The organism is Nonomuraea turkmeniaca (assembly GCF_005889735.1).
Classification (GTDB): domain Bacteria; phylum Actinomycetota; class Actinomycetes; order Streptosporangiales; family Streptosporangiaceae; genus Nonomuraea; species Nonomuraea turkmeniaca.
In genome coordinates this window covers 1-16,056 of the sequence record NZ_VCKY01000243.1, presented here as the reverse complement: position 1 = coordinate 16,056, position 16,056 = coordinate 1, and the positions used below count along the sequence as shown (strand labels likewise).

17 protein-coding genes are annotated in these 16,056 nt (G+C 72.6%); 6 read left to right on the top strand and 11 right to left on the bottom strand.

Annotated elements, in window-relative coordinates; translation table 11 throughout:
- A partial coding sequence (locus ETD86_RS44360) for an RNA 2'-phosphotransferase (RefSeq protein ID WP_138672639.1) occupies positions 1-467 on the bottom strand: 467 nt, incomplete at its 3' end.
- Between the two features lie 65 nt (positions 468-532).
- On the opposite strand from ETD86_RS44360, the gene ETD86_RS44355 reads away from it, so the two are divergent.
- On the top strand, positions 533-964 hold the full coding sequence (locus ETD86_RS44355) for a hypothetical protein (RefSeq protein WP_138672638.1): 432 nt from the start codon (positions 533-535) through the stop codon (positions 962-964).
- Here the strand turns inward: ETD86_RS44355 and ETD86_RS44350 are convergent.
- Complete coding sequence (locus tag ETD86_RS44350) at positions 937-1,827, bottom strand: ADP-ribosylglycohydrolase family protein (protein ID WP_138672637.1); 891 nt, start codon at positions 1,825-1,827, stop codon at positions 937-939. The genes ETD86_RS44355 and ETD86_RS44350 overlap by 28 nt on opposite strands.
- Before the next feature lie 141 nt (positions 1,828-1,968).
- Between ETD86_RS44350 and ETD86_RS44345 the strand changes: the two genes are divergently transcribed.
- The gene (locus ETD86_RS44345) at positions 1,969-2,229 is read left to right on the top strand and encodes a mycothiol transferase (RefSeq protein ID WP_138672636.1); all 261 of its coding nucleotides are present in this window, start codon (positions 1,969-1,971) and stop codon (positions 2,227-2,229) included.
- 4 nt (positions 2,230-2,233) lie between these two features.
- Here ETD86_RS44345 and recD2 read toward each other — a convergent pair whose 3' ends face one another.
- The 3 genes from recD2 to ETD86_RS44330 are packed head-to-tail and all read right to left on the bottom strand — an operon-like array spanning position 2,234 to position 6,795.
- Entirely contained in the window at positions 2,234-4,366 is a 2,133-nt protein-coding gene (gene recD2 / locus ETD86_RS44340) for an SF1B family DNA helicase RecD2 (RefSeq protein WP_138672641.1), read from the bottom strand.
- 36 nt (positions 4,367-4,402) lie between these two features.
- Positions 4,403-5,653 carry an erythromycin esterase family protein gene (locus tag ETD86_RS44335; protein WP_138672635.1) on the bottom strand — a complete coding sequence of 417 codons (1,251 nt, stop codon included), beginning with the start codon at positions 5,651-5,653 and terminating at the stop codon, positions 4,403-4,405.
- Complete coding sequence (locus ETD86_RS44330; RefSeq protein ID WP_138672634.1) at positions 5,650-6,795, bottom strand: acetate/propionate family kinase; 1,146 nt, start codon at positions 6,793-6,795, stop codon at positions 5,650-5,652. Before ETD86_RS44330 ends, ETD86_RS44335 begins: the two co-directional genes overlap by 4 nt.
- A 116-nt stretch (positions 6,796-6,911) precedes the next feature.
- On the opposite strand from ETD86_RS44330, the gene ETD86_RS44325 reads away from it, so the two are divergent.
- Genes ETD86_RS44325 through ETD86_RS44310 form a run of 4 tightly spaced genes read left to right on the top strand, consistent with a single transcriptional unit; the run spans position 6,912 to position 10,974 of the window.
- Positions 6,912-7,400, top strand: coding sequence for a (2Fe-2S)-binding protein (locus ETD86_RS44325; protein WP_138672633.1), 489 nt, complete (start codon positions 6,912-6,914; stop codon positions 7,398-7,400).
- Positions 7,397-8,365, top strand: a complete 969-nt coding sequence (locus ETD86_RS44320; protein WP_138672632.1) for an FAD binding domain-containing protein — start codon at positions 7,397-7,399, stop codon at positions 8,363-8,365. The genes ETD86_RS44325 and ETD86_RS44320 overlap by 4 nt, the downstream gene beginning before the upstream one ends.
- On the top strand, positions 8,362-10,392 hold the full coding sequence (locus ETD86_RS44315) for a xanthine dehydrogenase family protein molybdopterin-binding subunit (RefSeq protein ID WP_138672631.1): 2,031 nt from the start codon (positions 8,362-8,364) through the stop codon (positions 10,390-10,392). Before ETD86_RS44320 ends, ETD86_RS44315 begins: the two co-directional genes overlap by 4 nt.
- Positions 10,393-10,443: 51 nt before the next feature.
- A complete protein-coding gene (locus ETD86_RS44310; RefSeq protein WP_246149232.1) occupies positions 10,444-10,974 on the top strand; it encodes a DUF6328 family protein in 531 nt (176 codons plus the stop codon).
- Here the strand turns inward: ETD86_RS44310 and ETD86_RS44305 are convergent.
- The 6 genes from ETD86_RS44305 to mbhE form a co-directional block, all read right to left on the bottom strand.
- Positions 10,896-11,249 carry a cation:proton antiporter gene (locus ETD86_RS44305; RefSeq protein WP_138672630.1) on the bottom strand — a complete coding sequence of 118 codons (354 nt, stop codon included), beginning with the start codon at positions 11,247-11,249 and terminating at the stop codon, positions 10,896-10,898. The two genes, ETD86_RS44310 and ETD86_RS44305, sit on opposite strands and share 79 nt — an antisense overlap.
- Entirely contained in the window at positions 11,246-11,506 is a 261-nt protein-coding gene (locus tag ETD86_RS44300) for an MrpF/PhaF family protein (RefSeq protein WP_138672629.1), read from the bottom strand. The genes ETD86_RS44305 and ETD86_RS44300 overlap by 4 nt, the downstream gene beginning before the upstream one ends.
- Positions 11,503-12,006 (bottom strand): Na+/H+ antiporter subunit E, encoded by a 504-nt coding sequence (locus ETD86_RS44295; protein WP_138672628.1) that lies wholly within the window; start codon positions 12,004-12,006, stop codon positions 11,503-11,505. Before ETD86_RS44295 ends, ETD86_RS44300 begins: the two co-directional genes overlap by 4 nt.
- Complete coding sequence (locus ETD86_RS44290; RefSeq protein ID WP_246149229.1) at positions 12,003-13,592, bottom strand: Na+/H+ antiporter subunit D; 1,590 nt, start codon at positions 13,590-13,592, stop codon at positions 12,003-12,005. Before ETD86_RS44290 ends, ETD86_RS44295 begins: the two co-directional genes overlap by 4 nt.
- Positions 13,589-14,398, bottom strand: a complete 810-nt coding sequence (locus ETD86_RS44285) for a Na(+)/H(+) antiporter subunit C (RefSeq protein WP_138672627.1) — start codon at positions 14,396-14,398, stop codon at positions 13,589-13,591. The genes ETD86_RS44290 and ETD86_RS44285 overlap by 4 nt, the downstream gene beginning before the upstream one ends.
- Positions 14,395-16,056, bottom strand: a 1,662-nt coding sequence (gene mbhE, locus ETD86_RS44280) for a hydrogen gas-evolving membrane-bound hydrogenase subunit E (protein WP_138672626.1), incomplete at its 5' end; no start/stop codon positions are given. The genes ETD86_RS44285 and mbhE, both read right to left, overlap by 4 nt.

The window sequence follows — 16,056 nt, the reverse complement described above, 5'->3', positions numbered from 1 at the left end:
GCGGGCAGCGTCAGATGTGTCTCAGAGACAGCCACCAGCACGACCGGCACGCCCCGCCGCGCCCCCACCCGCGTCGCCGTCTCCCGGTCCGGCGACAGGTGCACGTGATGGCGGCTCATCGGCCGCAGCCCCTCCTCCTTGATCGCCCCCACGAACCGCGCCACGGTCCCGTGATAGAGCACCTCGGGCGGCTCGACGGCAGGCAAGTCCAGCTCCACCGGCACCGAATGCCCCTGACTGGCCCGGATCCGGCCACCTTCGATCGCGTACCGCCGCTTGTCGTTGGACTCGACGACCTGCCACAACTCGGCCGCGGTGATCGGGAACCCGTGCTCGCCGGCGGCCCGCAGCAGTTCGTCGACCGGCACCCATCCGTTGACGTCGAGCGTGAGGCCGATGCGCTGCGGATCATGCCGCAGATGCCTGGCCAGATATTTCGAAATGCGTACCAAACGCCGCTCGTTCATCACCGGTCATGCTCCCGCGCCCGCGGCTCTTCCCGCCACCGAATTCCGGCCGTTACCCTGCCCCGGTGACCTCGCAGATCCCGGACATCGTCGTCATCGACTGCATCGACCACGCGATCGCCGGCATCGACGGCGGCCCGCTCTTCGACCCCGCCGACCATGGCATCGAGCCCGGCTTCTTCTCCACCGGCTGCTGGCGCGGCTGCTACTGCGACTACGTGATCAGGCACGGCCGCCTGCTCCTCTACCGGCTGACGTTCGGCGAGCAGGCGGTGGGGGGTGACCGGCCGTCGGCGCTGTTCGGGGCGCCGGTCGAGGAGCAGGAATTCGGTGAGTTCACGGTGGACCCGCCGCGGTTGGAGATCCTCTTCTCAGGCCGGCTGCTGGGGGCCATCCTCGAGGGCGACCTACTGGACCCGGACGGCGTCCGTGGCGCTCGCGGATGGGTGCAGAGGACCTTCGAGCTGGACTACGGCCGCACGTTTCCCGGCCGGTAGGGCGGCACGTTCGCCCAGCTCGGGGGTGGCTCGCACAGGCGTACCCACGCGGGCGGCGGCTCGCCGAGGATCCCGCACACGATCGCGCAGTTCGTGTCCACGTCCCCGCCCGCCGCCGCGGTCGTCCAGAAGGCCTCGGTGAAGTCGCCGAGATTCCCGGCGGCTGCCCAGATCGTGAACGGGACGGTGTCATGGGCGGCCACGTCGCGGCCGTTGCCCAGCTCGTAGGCGGCCAGCGCCGGGTCGCGCACGGTCAGCAGGCGCCGGGCCGCGGCGATGCCGTCCCGGACCCTGCCGGGCGGCGTGTGCTCGAGCACCTGGTCGACGAACCGCCCCGGGCTGAGACCGGCCCCGGCGACCGCCGCGGCCACGGCCACCGCGACCGCGCCCGCCACCCCCTCCGGGTGCGTGTGGGTGACTTCCGCCGACAGCCGTGCCTGGGCCGCCGCCCGCGCCGGGTCGCCGGCGAACCACGCGCCGAGTGGCGCCACCCGCATGGCGGCGCCGTTGCCCCACGAGCCGCTGTGATCGAACAGCCCCGCGGCCAGCGCCCGCCAGTCCCCGCCTTCGCGTACGAGGCGCAGCAGCCGGTTGGTGGCGGGGCCGTACCCCCGGTCGAAGTCGTGGCGGGCGGCGAAGCTCCCGGCCAGCGCGTCCTGATCGATTCCGCCGAGCTCGGCCAGGAGATGGTAGATCGAGCAGGCCATCTCGGTGTCGTCGGTCCACTGCCACGGCGCGGGCGGCAGCGTGCGGGCGGCGAGCGCCGGGCGGTTGGCCGGGACGTAGAACTGAGAGCCGAGCGCGTCGCCCACGAGTAGGCCGTACAGGGACGAAGTTGCCCTTAGTATAAAATCAGCTGACATTTCGGATCATTGTTGCATGCGTGGGAACCGTCGGCACCAGGTGTTACGGTGCGGCGATGGACCACGGGGAGAAGAACGCGCTGCTGACGTTCCTGGAGGCGCAGCGCGCGAGCGTGCCGGCCATCATCGACGGACTGGACCATGGGCCCGCTGAACACCCCGCGGGCGCCGTCCGTGGTCTTCGGCTTCTATCGCGATCAATGCACGCGCTCCAACGCCGTCCTCGCGTCCTTGCCGCTGTCGGCGCGCCCGATCGGCCGTCACCCCGCTCCGCTCGGCGACGAGATCACCGACCTGCGCGGGATCGTCCTCCACATGATCGAGGAGACCGCCCGCCACGCCGGCCACCTCGACATTGTCCGCGAGCTGATCGACGGGAAGACGGGGCTCGGGCCTCGATAGGGCGCTAGCCTTCCAGGCTCAGGGACAGGCGGCGGGCCAGGCCCGTGTTGCGGCGGTGGCCGATCCGGTGGACCGCCAGCTCCAGCGCCTCCCGCTGCCCCACCAGCACCACCCACGCCTTGGCCCGGGTCACCAGCGTGTAGAGGAGCTTGCGGCGCAGCATGATCCCCCCGGACTCGGCGACGATCGGCGCGACCACGAACGGGTATTCGCTGCCTTGCGACCGGTGCACGCTGATCGCGTACGCGTGGGTCAGGTCGTCGAGCTCGTCGAACGCGTACTGGACGATCTCCCCGTCGTCCGTCCTGATCGTGATCGTGCGCTCCGCCGGCGACACGTCGGTGACCGTCCCGGTCTCCCCGTTGAAGACGCCTTTGTCGTAGTTGTTGCGGATCGGCATGACCCGGTCGCCCACCCGGAACACGGTCGCCCCCGACCAGTGCTCGGGCTTGTCGTCGGCGGCCGGGTTGAGCTGGTCCTGGATGAGCCGTCCGAGCGCGGTGGCGCCCGTCTCGCCCTTGCGCATCGGGCACAACACCTGCACCTGGTCGGGCTCGACGTTCTGCTTGCGCGGGATCGCGACCATGGCCAGGTGGGCGACCCGCCGGGCGACCTTCTCCGGGTCGTCCAGCTCCTCGAACCAGAACCCGCCCCTGCCGGGCGTCACCGGCATGCGCCCGGCGCGGATGCGGTAGGCGGCGTCGATGATGCCGCTGCCGCCCGCCTGCCGGAAGACGTGGGTGAGCTGGACCCGGGGGATCTCCGGCACGCGCAGCAGATCGGCGAGCACGTCGCCGGGCCCGATGCTGGGCAGCTGATCGCTGTCGCCGATGAGCAGCAGATGGCTGCCCGCCGGGACGGCGGCGGTGAGCCGGGTGGCCAGGTGCAGGTCGAGCATGGACGCCTCGTCGACCACGATCAGGTCGGCCTGCGACGGCCGCTCGTCGAACAGCGTCTCCGGGTCCGGGTCCGGCTGCTGGGCGAGCATGCGGTGCACGGTCATCGCGGGCAGCCCGGTCAGCTCCGACAGGCGTTTGGCGGCCTTGCCGGTCGGGGCGGTCAGCGTGACCGTGCCGCCGCCGGCTCTGACGATGGTCGCGATGGCCTTGACCGTGTGACTCTTGCCGCACCCAGGCCCGCCAGTGATGATCGAAACGGTGCTGGTCAGGGCCATGGTGACGGCCGCGCGCTGGTCGTCGTGCAACCCGGGGTCCTCCTGGAAGGACCGCAGCGGCAGTGTCGAACGGGCCTGCGCGAGCCTGGTCAGCTGGGCGGCGAGCGCGCTCTCGCGGGCGTGCACGTGCTTGGCGTACGCCACCATCTGCGCCGGCTGGTCCGGCGAGGTCTCGACGACCAGCCGGCGGTCGGCGACGAGCGCGTCCAGCATCGGCCGCACGAGGTCCTGATCCTGCTCGATCATCTCCGCCGTCTCCCTGACCAGCGTGGAGACGGGAAGATAGCAGTGGCCGTCGCGGCTGCCCGCCGACTCGAGACGGTCCAGCAATGCCGCTTTCACGCGCTGCGGGCTGCGTTCGGGCACGCCCGACTGCAGCGCGATCCGGTCGGCGACGCGGAAGGCGATGCCCCTGACCCGCCCGATCAGCCGGTAGGGGTCCGTGGCGAGCACCTCGTCGGCGTCCTGCCCGAACGCCTGGTAGATCTTGGCCGCGAGCAGCGGGCTGACCCCGAGCCCCTGCAACGTCACCATCAGCGCGGCGATCGCCTTCTGCTCCCGCCACGCCTCGACGATCTGCGCCTGCCGCAGCGGCCCGATGTTGACGACCTCGGTGAGCCGCTCCGGCTCGGAGTCGATCACTTTGAGCGTGGCCTCGCCGAAGTGGTCGACGATCGCGTACGCCAGCCGCGGCCCGATCCCCCTGACCAGCCCCGACCCCAGGTAAATGCGGATCGCCCGCACCGACGACGGCGTCACCCGCTCGCACCCGGTGACCGCGAACCGCCGGCCGTACCGCGGGTGCCGGTCCCACTCGCCGAAGACGCGCAGCGTCTCGCCCGGCTGCACCCCCGCCAGCGCCCGCCCGGTGGCCACGAAGTCGGGCATGCCGTCGGCGCTCATGCGCGCGACGGTGTATTCGTCCTCCCGGACGTAGACGAGCTGCTCGACCGACGCCTCCACAACAGAGATCAAACCACCCGCCACCGACAAACGGGTTCACATGGCGGTCGGGTACGTCTCCGGCTCGACGTCGCCCCACGGCTCGCCGTGCAGCGGGTGCAGCGCCTTGGTGTGGTCCAGCCAGAGGAGGGCGTCGTAGCGGCGGCCCACGACCGTCGGCACGTAGTTGCCCCAGCGCTCCCGCTCCGAGTGGTAGACGACGCCGATCGCCCGGTGCCCCATGGGCTCGTCGTACCACATCGGCCTGGACCCGGTGGGCACGACGAACAACGCCCGGCCGCCGGGCAGGTCCGCCTCGTGCAGCAGCGCTTCCAGGGATGCCGGGCGCGCGGGCGGCACCGGCATGACGTGGTGCTGGGCGCCCCACTGGCCGGCGGCCACCACCGAACCGCGGTGGGTGCCGAAGCCGACGAGCACCGCCGCGTCTCCGTGCCGTTCGCGGGCCAGCTGTCCCAGGTTGGTCATCCCGGCCGCCGCCATGTCGGTGGCTCGGGCGTCGCCGACGTGCGTGTTGTGCGCCCACACGACCCCCTTGGGCCCGCGGACGCTCGCCAGCCGGTCCAGGGTGTCGGCCATGTGCACGTCCCTGACGTTCCAGGAGTCGGGCCCGCCACGCACCAGGGCCCGGTAGTACCGCTCGGCCCCGGCCACGATCTCGGCGTTCTGCCGTACGCCGAGGTCGTCGGCCCTGCGTACCGCGGCCAGCAGGTTCACGACCTCGTCCTCGCAGGTGTCCGGCACCAGGCGGGTGGCCAGGCCGTACTGCTGCGGGTCGTGCCCATAGGACTCGAAGCAGTGCAGGGCGTCCACGACCGCCTCCATCTGCTCGGACAGGTGGGCGGCGGCGTAGTGGCGGACGGCGCGCAGCGAGTCCCACAGGCTGTAGACGTCCAGCCCGTAGAAGCCGCAGCGCTCGGTGTGCGGCAGTTTGGCGTTCCAGAGCCGCAGCCAGCGGCAGAAGTCCACGACCTCCTCGTTGGCCCACATGAACGTCGGCCAGCGCGCGAAGGAGTACAGGGCCTCGAAGGGCTCGGTGTCGTTCGTGACGGCCTGGTTGACCCGTTCGCAGTCGGGCCAGTCGCCTTCGACCCCGACGAAGGCGAACTCCTTCTCCTCGATCAGCCGGCGGGTCAGGTCGGACCGCCAGGAATAGAAGTCGTGCGTGCCGTGGGTGGCCTCGCCGATCAGCACGAACCGGGCGTCGCCGATGCGTTCGAGCAGCGGGTCGAGGTCGTCGATGCCGGTCAGCGGCAGAGCGGAGTGCCGCACCTCGTCGATGGTCGTCATTCGTCCTCCTCCGCGAGCACTTGGAGGCATTCACGGGCCAGTTGGAGTTCTTCACGCACCTGGACCACGATGACGGGGACGGCGGCGTCGTACGCGCTGACCGGCCCGTCCTCGTGGCGGTTGGCGCTGACCGGGGGCTGGACGCCGAGCAGGCCCAGGCGGCGGCACACGGCCGCGCGCACCTCGGGCTGGTCCCAGCCGATCTCCCCGGTGAACACCAGCGCGTCGATCCGCGTGAGCGACGTGGCCGCGGCGGCGATCTCCCTGCTCACCCGGTGGGCGAAGACGCCGAGCGCCAGCGCGGCGGCCTCGTCCCCGTCCCGCTCGGCGGCGACCAGGTCCCGCGTGTCCCCTGACCGCCCGTCCGACAGGCCCAGCAGCCCGGAACGGCGTTCCAGCCCCTCGCCCAGCTCCTCGACCGACAGATGGCCCTCGGACAACAACCACACCAGCATGCCCGGATCGACGCTGCCCGAGCGTTTGCTCATCGGCACGCCCTCCAGCGGCGTGAACCCCATCGAGGTGTCCACGCTGCGCCCGCCCGAGACCGCGCACACCGAGCATCCGCCGCCCAGGTGCGCCAGCACCATCTCCAGCTCGTTCACCGGCCGGCCGAGCAGCTCGGCCACCCGGTCGGCGGCCCACGCGTAGGACAGGCCGTGGAAGCCGTACCGGCGCAGGCCGTGCCGCGCGCGCCACTCCCGCGGCAGCGCGTACGTCGCGGCAGCCGCGGGCAGGCCGGCGTGGAAGGCGGTGTCCGGGCACAACACGTGGGGGACGGCCGGCAACTCCGCACGGGCCGCTGCCAGCAGCGCCAGCGCCGGCGGCAGGTGCAGTGGCGCCAGGCTCGTCACCCCGTCCAGCGCCGTCACGGTCTCGTCGTCGGCCACCGTCGGGGTGCGCACCACATCGCCGCCGTGCACCAGCCGGTGCGCCACCGCCCTGATGTCGCGGCCGAAATGCCCGCCGAGGAACGCCGACACCTCGTCCCTGGCCGCGCCGGGATCGACGGCCCGCTCGGCGTGCGCGCTGTCCAGCACGCTCCCGCCCTGCACCAGATCCAGGCGGAGGCTCGACGAACCGGCGTTGACGGTCAATATCGCCGCCGACTCGGCCACCTGCTCGTCGATCGCCCCGCTCATGCGGCTCGGCTACCCGCCACCGCCACCACAAAACGGACGTATGCGGACGAACGGGTCGGCCCGGCTTTACCGCGCTCGGAGGTTGTCTCGCGAGGAGGCCGGGTAGGCGAAGCGCCATGGACATCACCCTTCAGGTCAACGGCGTGCCGCGTGCGGTGGACGTGGACCCGCGGATGTCGCTGCTCGACCTGCTGCGCGAACGGCTGGGGCTGATCGGCGCGAAGAAAGGGTGCGACCACGGCCAGTGCGGGGCCTGCACGGTGCTGATCGACGGGCGGCGGGCCAACTCCTGCCTGGCGCTGGCGGTCGCGGTGGACGGCTCGGAGGTCACCACCGTCGAGGGCCTGGCCGGCGGGGACGGGCTGCATCCGCTGCAGGAGGCGTTCATCGAGCACGACGCGTTCCAGTGCGGCTACTGCACGCCGGGGCAGCTCTGCTCGGCGGCCGGGATGCTCGGCGAGCCGGGGCCGAGCGCCGTCACCGACGACGTCCTCGTCGACCCCGACCTGACGCCCGCGGAGATCAGGGAGCGGATGAGTGGCAACCTGTGCCGGTGCGGCGCGTATGTCAACATCGTCAGCGCGATCTCCGAGGTAGCGCGATGAAGACCTTCGAGTACGCCCGCGCCGCGAGCCCGTCGGACGCGGTGCGCCGGTCCGGGCCCGGCGTCATGTACCTGGGCGGCGGCACCAATCTCGTCGACCTCATGCGCCTCGGCGTGGCCCAGCCCGACCACCTCGTGGACGTCAGCCGCCTGCCCCTCGACGCGATCGAACAGGCCGGCGACCGGCTGCGGATCGGCGCCGCGGTACGCAACAGCGACCTGGCGGCCGACCCGCTCGTCCGCGCCCGTTACCCGATGCTCGCCCGCGCGGTGCTCAGCGGCGCCTCCGGCCAGGTACGCAACATGGCGACGGTGGCCGGCAACCTGCTGCAGCGCACGCGGTGCGCGTACTTCCAGGACGTGAGCAGGCCGTGCAACAAACGCCGGCCCGGCTCCGGCTGCCCCGCCATCGACGGCGACCACGAGAACCTGGCCGTGCTCGGCCGCTCGGACGCCTGCGTGGCCACCCACCCGTCCGACATGGCGGTCGCGCTGGCCGCCCTGGACGCCGAGGTCCACGTCACCGGGCCGGGCGGCGACCGCATCATCCCGATGCCCGGCCTGCACCGGCTGCCCGGCGACGCGCCCGAGCGGGACACCGTCCTGGAGCCCGGCGACCTGATCACCGCCGTCGAGCTGCCCCCGCCGCCGCCCGGCGCCTCGGCCTACCGCAAGGTCCGCGAGCGCGCGTCGTTCGCGTTCGCGCTCGTGTCCATCGCCGCCGTCCTGGACGTCCGCGACGGAGCCGTCGCCGGCTGCCGCGTCGCGCTCGGCGGCGTGGCCCACGCGCCCTGGCGGGCCGGACGCGCCGAGCAGGCGATCATCGGCGGCCCGGCCACCGGCGAGGCGTTCCTGGCCGCCGCCGAGGCCGAGCTCGACGAGGCCCGCCCGCTGCCGCGCAACGCCTTCAAGGTGCCCCTGGCGCGCAACCTGATCGTCCGCACGCTCGAGGAGCTCACGCCGTGAACCGCGTCGAGGCCCGCGTCAAGGTCACCGGGCTGGCCACGTACGCCGCCGAATACCCCGTCGAGGGCGTCACCTACGCCTACCCCGTGCAGTCGCGCATCGCGAAGGGGCGCGTCACCCGCGTGGACGCGAGCCGGGCCCTCACCATGCCGGGCGTGCTGGGCGTGTTGTCCGTCGAGGACCCGCCCGAGCTGGCCGAGGACGCCGACGGCGAGCTGGCCCTGTTCCAGAGCCGCGACGTCGCCTACCGCGGCCAGCTGATCGCCGTCGCGGTCGCCGACACCTACGAGAACGCCCGCGCCGCCGCCGACGCCGTCCGCGTCTCCTACGAGCCCGCCGACCACGACGTCGGCCTGCGCGCCGACCACCCCGGCCTCTACCGGCCGGAGGTGGTCAACCCGGACTACCCGGCCGACACCGAGCGGGGCGACGTCGAGGCCGGTCTGGCCGAGGCCGCGGCCACCATCGACGTGACGTACACGACCCCGGTCGAGCACAACAACCCGATGGAGCCGCACGCCGCGCTCGCCCTGTGGGACGGCGACGGCAGGCTGCTGGTCTACGACTCGACGCAGGGCACGTCCAGCGACCGCGAGACCATCGCCAAGACGCTCGGCCTGCCGGCCTCCCACGTGCGTGTCGTGTCCCGGCACGTCGGCGGCGGCTTCGGGTGCAAGGGCAGCACCCGGCCGCACGCCGTGCTCGCCGCCCTGGCCGCCAGGGCCGTGGGCAGGCCGGTCAAGGTGGCGCTGACCAGGCAGCAGATGTTCGACGTCACCGGCTACCGCACGCCCACGATCCAGCGGCTGCGCCTCGGCGCGGACGCGGACGGGAGGCTGACCGCGCTGGAGCACGTCGCGTACGAGCAGAGCTCCACGCTCGTGGAGTTCGCCGAGCAGACCGCGACCCCGGCCCGCGTCATGTACGCCACGCCCGCGCTGCGGACCGCCCACCGGCTGGTCCGGCTGGACGTGGCCACTCCGTCGTGGATGCGGGCCCCCGGCGAGTGCCCCGGCATGTACGCGCTCGAATCCGCCATGGACGAGCTGGCCTACGCCGCCGGCCTCGACCCCGTCGAGCTGCGCGTCCGCAACGACCCCGAGACCGAGCCGGAGAGCGGCCTGCCCTTCAGCTCCCGCAACCTGGTCGGCTGCCTGCGCGAGGGCGCCCGCCGCTTCGGCTGGGACCGGCGTGACCCGGAGCCGGGCGTGCGGCGGGAAGGAGAGTGGCTGGTCGGGACCGGCGTGGCCGCCTCCAGCTATCCGGCCAGGCGCCGCCCGTCGAAAGCCGCGGCCACCGTGCGTGACGGCGACTTCCACGTGCAGGTGGCCGCCGCCGACATCGGCACCGGCGCGCGTACCGCGCTGACCAGGATCGCGGCCGAGACCCTCGGCGTCGCCCCTGACCGGGTGCACGTGGAGCTGGGCGACAGCGACCTGCCCGACGCGCCGGTCGCCGGCGGCTCGATGGGCACCGCCTCCTGGGGGTCGGCCGTCGTGCGCGCCTGCGAGGAGCTGATGAAGAACGGCAGCGAGGGCCACGCCGACACGACCGGCGAGATCGCGACCGACTCGCGGCTGGCCAGGCACGCCTTCGGCGCCCAGTTCGCGGAGGTCCGCGTCAGCGAGGTGACCGGCGAGGTACGCGTGTCGCGCCTGCTCGGCGTGTTCGCAGCCGGGCACATCGTGGACGCCAAGCTCGCGCGGTCGCAGTTCATCGGCGGCATGACGATGGGCCTGGGCATGGCGCTGATGGAGGAGACGCACACCGACGAGGAGTTCGGCGGCTTCCTCCGCCGCGATTTGGCCCAGTACCACGTCCCCGCCTGTGCCGACGTCCAGCACATCGAGGTCGTCTGGCTGGACGAGCAGGATGAGCGGCTCAACCCGATGGGCAGCAAGGGCATCGGCGAGATCGGCATCGTCGGCACCGCGGCCGCCATCGGCAACGCCGTGCACCACGCCACCGGCCTACGCGTCCGCAACCTCCCCATCACACCGGCGAAGATCCTCATGGCAAGGTTTTGACCCGTTCTTGGGAGGAAGGAGAGGTCTCTCGTGCAAGGGACGGGAGGCCGCGTGAAACGGGAGTCGGAGCAGGAGCGGGCGGACCGCAACTTCGTGGAGTTGCTGCAGGGCGCGCGCGTGGCGGTGACGGGCGTGCAGGTGTTGTTCGCGTTCCTGCTCACGGTGCCCTTCTCGCCGGGCTTCTCCCGGCTGAGCCTGGCCGACCGGTGGTTGTTCTACGTGGCGCTGGTCAGCGCCGCCGTCGCGTCGATCTGCTACATCGCGCCGACCGCGCAGCACCGCGTGCTGTTCCGGCAGGGCCGCAAGGAGACGCTCGTACGCCGCTCCAACTTCTACGGCATCGTCGGCGCGCTCGCCCTGGCCGTGTCGATGACCACCGCCACCATGCTCGTGATCGACCACCTTTTCGGCCCCACGCTGGCGTGGGGCACCGCGGTGGTCATCGCCGCTCTGGCCCTGTGGACGTGGTTCGGCCAGCCGGCGCTCAACCGCTCCGACGACGATCAGGACTTCTCGGACGGCGACGCCGTGCCGTCCTCATCCTCGGGCGGAAAGGCCGTGCCGTCGTCCCGCGAGGACTGACGCGCGTAGGCGGCCCGCGCCACCATGTACGCCGCCACCGCCACGGTGATCACCTGAGCGCCCCCCACCAGCAGCAGCGGCCCGGCCGTCGCCCACGTGGGACGGTGCAGCCACATGGCGAGCAGCACCAGCAGCACCCCCGCCACCTGCGGCTTCGTGCCCGCGTGCATACGATTCAGCGTGGTGCGGAACCGCACGAGGCCGGCCCCCGCCGACAGCGCCAGCCCCGCGCCGAGCAGCAGGCAGGCGGACTCGGCCACGTCGAGCGGGCTCACCGCGACCTCCCGGCGAAGAACCTGGCCAGCGACACCGACCCGACGAACCCCAGCAGCGACAGCACCAGCAGGATCGGCAGGTCCGAGTAGTCGTCCCTGGCCACGGCGAACGCGCCCACCCCGCACATCGCCAGCGCCGTCATCGTGTCGAGCGCCACCGCCCGGTCCAGCATCGACGGGCCGCGCGCCGCCCGGTAGAGCGTGAGCGCCGCCGCGCAGCCGAGCAGGCCGAGCGTCACCCCGTGCACCAGTGTCATCCCAGCTCCTCCCGGTCCTGCCGAGTCCCGAACGCCGCCACGATGCGCGACTCCAGCGCGGCCACGTCGGCCCGCACCGCCTCGGCCGCGTCGCCCGGCAGCCCGAGGACGTGCAACATCAGGCACCGCTCCGCGGCGTACGCCTCCACGACGATGCTGCCGGGCACGTTGGCCAGCGCCGTCATGATCATCACGATCATGGACTCCGACGACGTCCGCAGATGCACGCGCACGAGCTGCGTCGGCGGCGGTCCCGGCCGCACCACCCACAGCACCACCCGCGCGGTCGAGACCACCATGTCCCAGCCGAACCACACCAGAAAACGCACCAGCGCCACCGGGTGGATCCTGATGCCCGGGTCGAGCATCGGCAGCGGCAGCAGCCATGTCACCATGAGCGCGGCCGCCAGCCCGCCCACCACGTTCCCGATCGACAGGTCGCCCCACAGGGCCACCCACACCAGGGCCAGCCAGGCGATCAGCCGCAGCCGCGGGCTCACCGGTCCCTCCCGAGCACTGCCTCGATGTACGGCCCCCGCGCCATCAGCTCGACCGCCGCCCGCTGCGCCAGCGCCGACAGCGGCCCGGCCAGCACCGTGTACGACAGCCCCAGCGCCACCAGCGCCGCCACCGGCGCGGACAGCGCCACGGGCAGCGTGGCCGTGGTCACGGTCGGCTCCTGGCCGGTGTACTCCTCGCTCTCCACCACGGTGCCCGTCGTGGCCTCCCGCGGGGCGCGCCAGAACGCCTTGCCCCACGTCTTGGCGACCGCGTACAGGGTGAGCAGGCTCGTCACCAGCCCACCCGCCACCAGCAGGACCGGCAGCGGCCCGCCGGCGGCCAGACCGGCCTGCACCAGCATCAGCTTCCCCAGAAAGCCCGACATCGGCGGGATGCCGGACAGGTTCATGGCGGGCACGAAGAACAACACGGCGATCAGCGGCGCCGTCTTCATCAGACCGCCCAGCCCGCTCACGGAGGTGGTGCCGGTACGCCGCTCGATCAGCCCGGTCACCAGGAACAGCCCGGTCTGCACGGTGATGTGGTGCACCACGTAGAAGATCGCGCCGGCCATGCCCGCCGCCGTGGACAGCGCCACCCCGAACACCATGTACCCGATGTGGCTGACCAGCGTGAAGGACAACATCCGTTTGATGTCGGTCTGGGCGACCGCGCCGAGCACGCCCGTCAGCATCGTGGCCAGCGCCACCCACATGAGCAGCGTCGAGATGGGCCCGCCGGGGAACAGCAGCGCCTCCAGCCGGATGAGCGAGTAGACGCCGACCTTGGTGAGCAGCCCGGCGAACACGGCCGTGGCCGGGGCGGGCGCGGTCGGGTAGGAGTCCGGCAGCCACGCCGACAGCGGGAACATCGCCGCCTTGATCGCGAACACCAGCAGCAGCATGAGCTCCACCAGCAGCTTCACCTGCTCGGGCAGCGTGGCGAAGCGCACCGCGAGCTGCGCCATCGACAGCGTCCCCGTGGCCGCGTACGTGATCGCCAGCGCGATCAGGAACAACATCGACGAGGCCAGCGCCATCAGCGTGTACGTGGCGCCGGCGCGGATCCTGGACTCGGTGCCGCCGAACGTGAGCAGCACGTACGAGCCACTCAGCAGCAGCTCGAACGCCACGAACAGGTTGAACAGGTCCCCGGACAGGAACGCGTCGGCCACCCCCGCCACCATCACCAGGAACGCCGGGTGGAAGATCGCCATGGGCGCGTCGTGCTCCTGCACGTCGTAGGCGTTGGCGACCGAGTACACCATCACGCAGAACGTCACGGCCGACGACACCAGCAGCACCAGTGTGGACAGCCGGTCGGCCACCAGGCAGATCCCGATCGGCGCGGGCCAGCCGCCCAGCTCGGTGACCAGCGGGCCGCCCGCGTCCACCGTCACCAGCAGCAGCGCCGACACCACGAGGGACACGCCGAGGGTGACGAGGCTGATGAGCGACTGCAGGCGCCGCAGCCGGCCGCCGATCGCCAGCTTCACCCCGGCCGCCAGCAGTGGCAGCACCACGGGCACGCAGACGAGGCTCTCGATGATGTGCGCTGTGGTGTGGCCGGTGATCTGCGCCGTCACGAGTCCTCGCCCTCCAGCTCGGGGTCCCCGAGGGCCTGCCGCGTCCGCTCCTCCCTGATGGCCGCCCGCAACTGCCTGCGTGCCTCGCGCTGGCGGCCCTTGAGCCGCGTGCGCAGCTCCCGCTCCCTGGCCGCCTGCGCCTCGCGCCGGCGCTCGTGCTCCTCGCGCAGCTCCTCGATGCGCAGCACGTTGTCCGTGACGGCGGCGTGCTCGCGCTGCCCGGCCTCCTCCAGGCGGTCCTGCAGCTCCTCGTCCGACACGCCCTTTTCCCGGTGCTCGCGCATCCAGCGCTCCAGCTCGGTGTGCACCCGGGAGATGCGGCGCTCCAGGTCGGCCTCCTCCAGGCGTTCCCGCTCGGCCTGCTCGGCCTCCAGGTGCGCCAGTTCGGCCCGTTGGTCGGCGATCAGCCGCCGGTAGGCGTCCTGCCGGCGGCGCACGGCGTCGCCCAGCTCGCCGCGCCGGGCGCGCAGCCGCACCCGCCGGTCCTCGGTGTCGTCCTGGACCTCGTCGCTGCCGGTGAGCTGCCACGAGCGGTGCACCAGGGCCAGCAGGAACGCCGTCACGCCCAGGGTGATCACGATGGCGGTGAGCACCATGGCCTGCGGCAGCGGGTCGGCCATCCCCGGGGTGCCGGCGAAGGGCGGGCCGCCCGCGTCGCCGCCCGCGGTGATGATCAGCAGGTTCACGCCGTTGCCCAGCATGATCACGCCGGCCAGGACCCGTACCAGGCTCCGCTCGAGCAGCAGCGTCACCCCGGCCGCCAGCAGCGCGCAGCAGGCCGCGAACGGTAGCAGCGTCACGGTCACGAGCGCTCCTCGGCGTCGATCTGCCGGTCCAGCTCGGCTCCCAGGCCGCGCAGGATGTCCTGCACCATGCCGACCACGGACACGTACACGCCGAGGTCGAACAGCAGCCCCGTGGACAGGTGCACGTGCCCGATCACCGGCACGGTCACGTCCGCGACGAGCATGTCCAGCGCCGCCCGCCCGAACAGCAGCCCGGCCAGCGCCGTCCCCGCCGACAGCGTCAGGCCCACCCCCATGAGCACGCCCGCGTGCACCGGCACCGCGGTGGCCAGCTCGTTGCGGCCGCCCGCCAGGTACCGCACCATGATCGCGAGCCCGGCCACGATGCCGCCCGCGAACCCGCCACCGACCATGCTGTGCCCGATGAACAGCAGAAACACCGACAACACCAGCACCGTGTGGAACGTCAGCCGGGCGGCCACCTCGAACGCGATCACCCGCTGCCCGGGCGGCAGCGTGGCCGCCAGCCAGTGCGTGCGCTCGGTGGGCGGGTGCTCGCCCGGCTCGATGCGGTACGACCTGCGCCGAAGGAACACCAGGCTCGTCACGCCCAGGGTCAGCACGACCAGCACCGTGCTCTCGCCCATGGTGTCCCAGGCGCGGATGTCGACGATCAGCGCGCTGACGACGTTGCGTATGCCGGCCTGCTCGGCCGCCGCCTCCATCAGCGCGCCGACCGGCTCGGTGGTGCGCGCGGCCATCGCCAGCATGGCGGCGCCCGTGGCCATCACGCCCACGGCCAGGCCGATCGCCGCGCGGAACGGCATCGCCAGCCGGCCCTTGACCGGCTCGATCGGCAGCCGGCGCAGCACCAGCGCGAACACCACGAGGCTGACCGTCTCGGCCAGGAACTGGGTGAGCGCGAGATCGGGCGAGCCGTGCGCGAGGAACAGCAGCGCCGTGCCGTAGCCGGTGAAGCCCACGACGACGGCCAGGAACACGTAGGCGCGGGCGAACAACGCCAGCACGGCCGCCGCGATCGTCAGGACGGCGACGACCGGCTGCTCGGTCCGCTGCCAGCCGGTGACCGGCACGTCCAGGCGGGGTGCGCCGCCGCCGTACACGAGGGAGAACACGCCCACGCCCACCGTGGCCAGCAACGTCAGGACCAGGTAGTCAGGCACCGATCCCCGCTGGATGAGGCCGGTGATCTGGATGGCGAAGCGGTCCAGACGGCGGATGAACGCCCAGAAGAGCTGCCCGGTGTCGTACACGTGCAGCGCCGCGCCCGCCCTGGCCACCGGCTCTCTGGCCAGGAACAACGCCACACCCACGGCCAGCGCCGCCGCCGACAGCAGCAGCGGTGCCACGTGCCCGCTCCACAGCGCCAGATGGCCGCCGCCGTACCAGGTGCCGAACCAGGGGGCCAGCGGCGCCAGCACCAGGCCCAGCACCGCGAGCAACGCCGGGGGCCCGAACATGGCCGCGGGCACCAGGTGCACGGGCCGTTCCGCCACGCCCGGCTTGGCGGCGAACGCCCCCCACAGGAAGCGCAGCGTGTACGCCGCCGTCAGCGCCGACCCCGCCACCACGCCCGCCAGCACGATCGGCTCGTGCAGCAGCGCCTCCAGGGCGGCTTCCTTGCCCACGAAACCGGCCAGCGGCGGCAGCCCCGCCATGGACGCCCCCGCCAGAACCGCCGCCGCGCACACCCACGG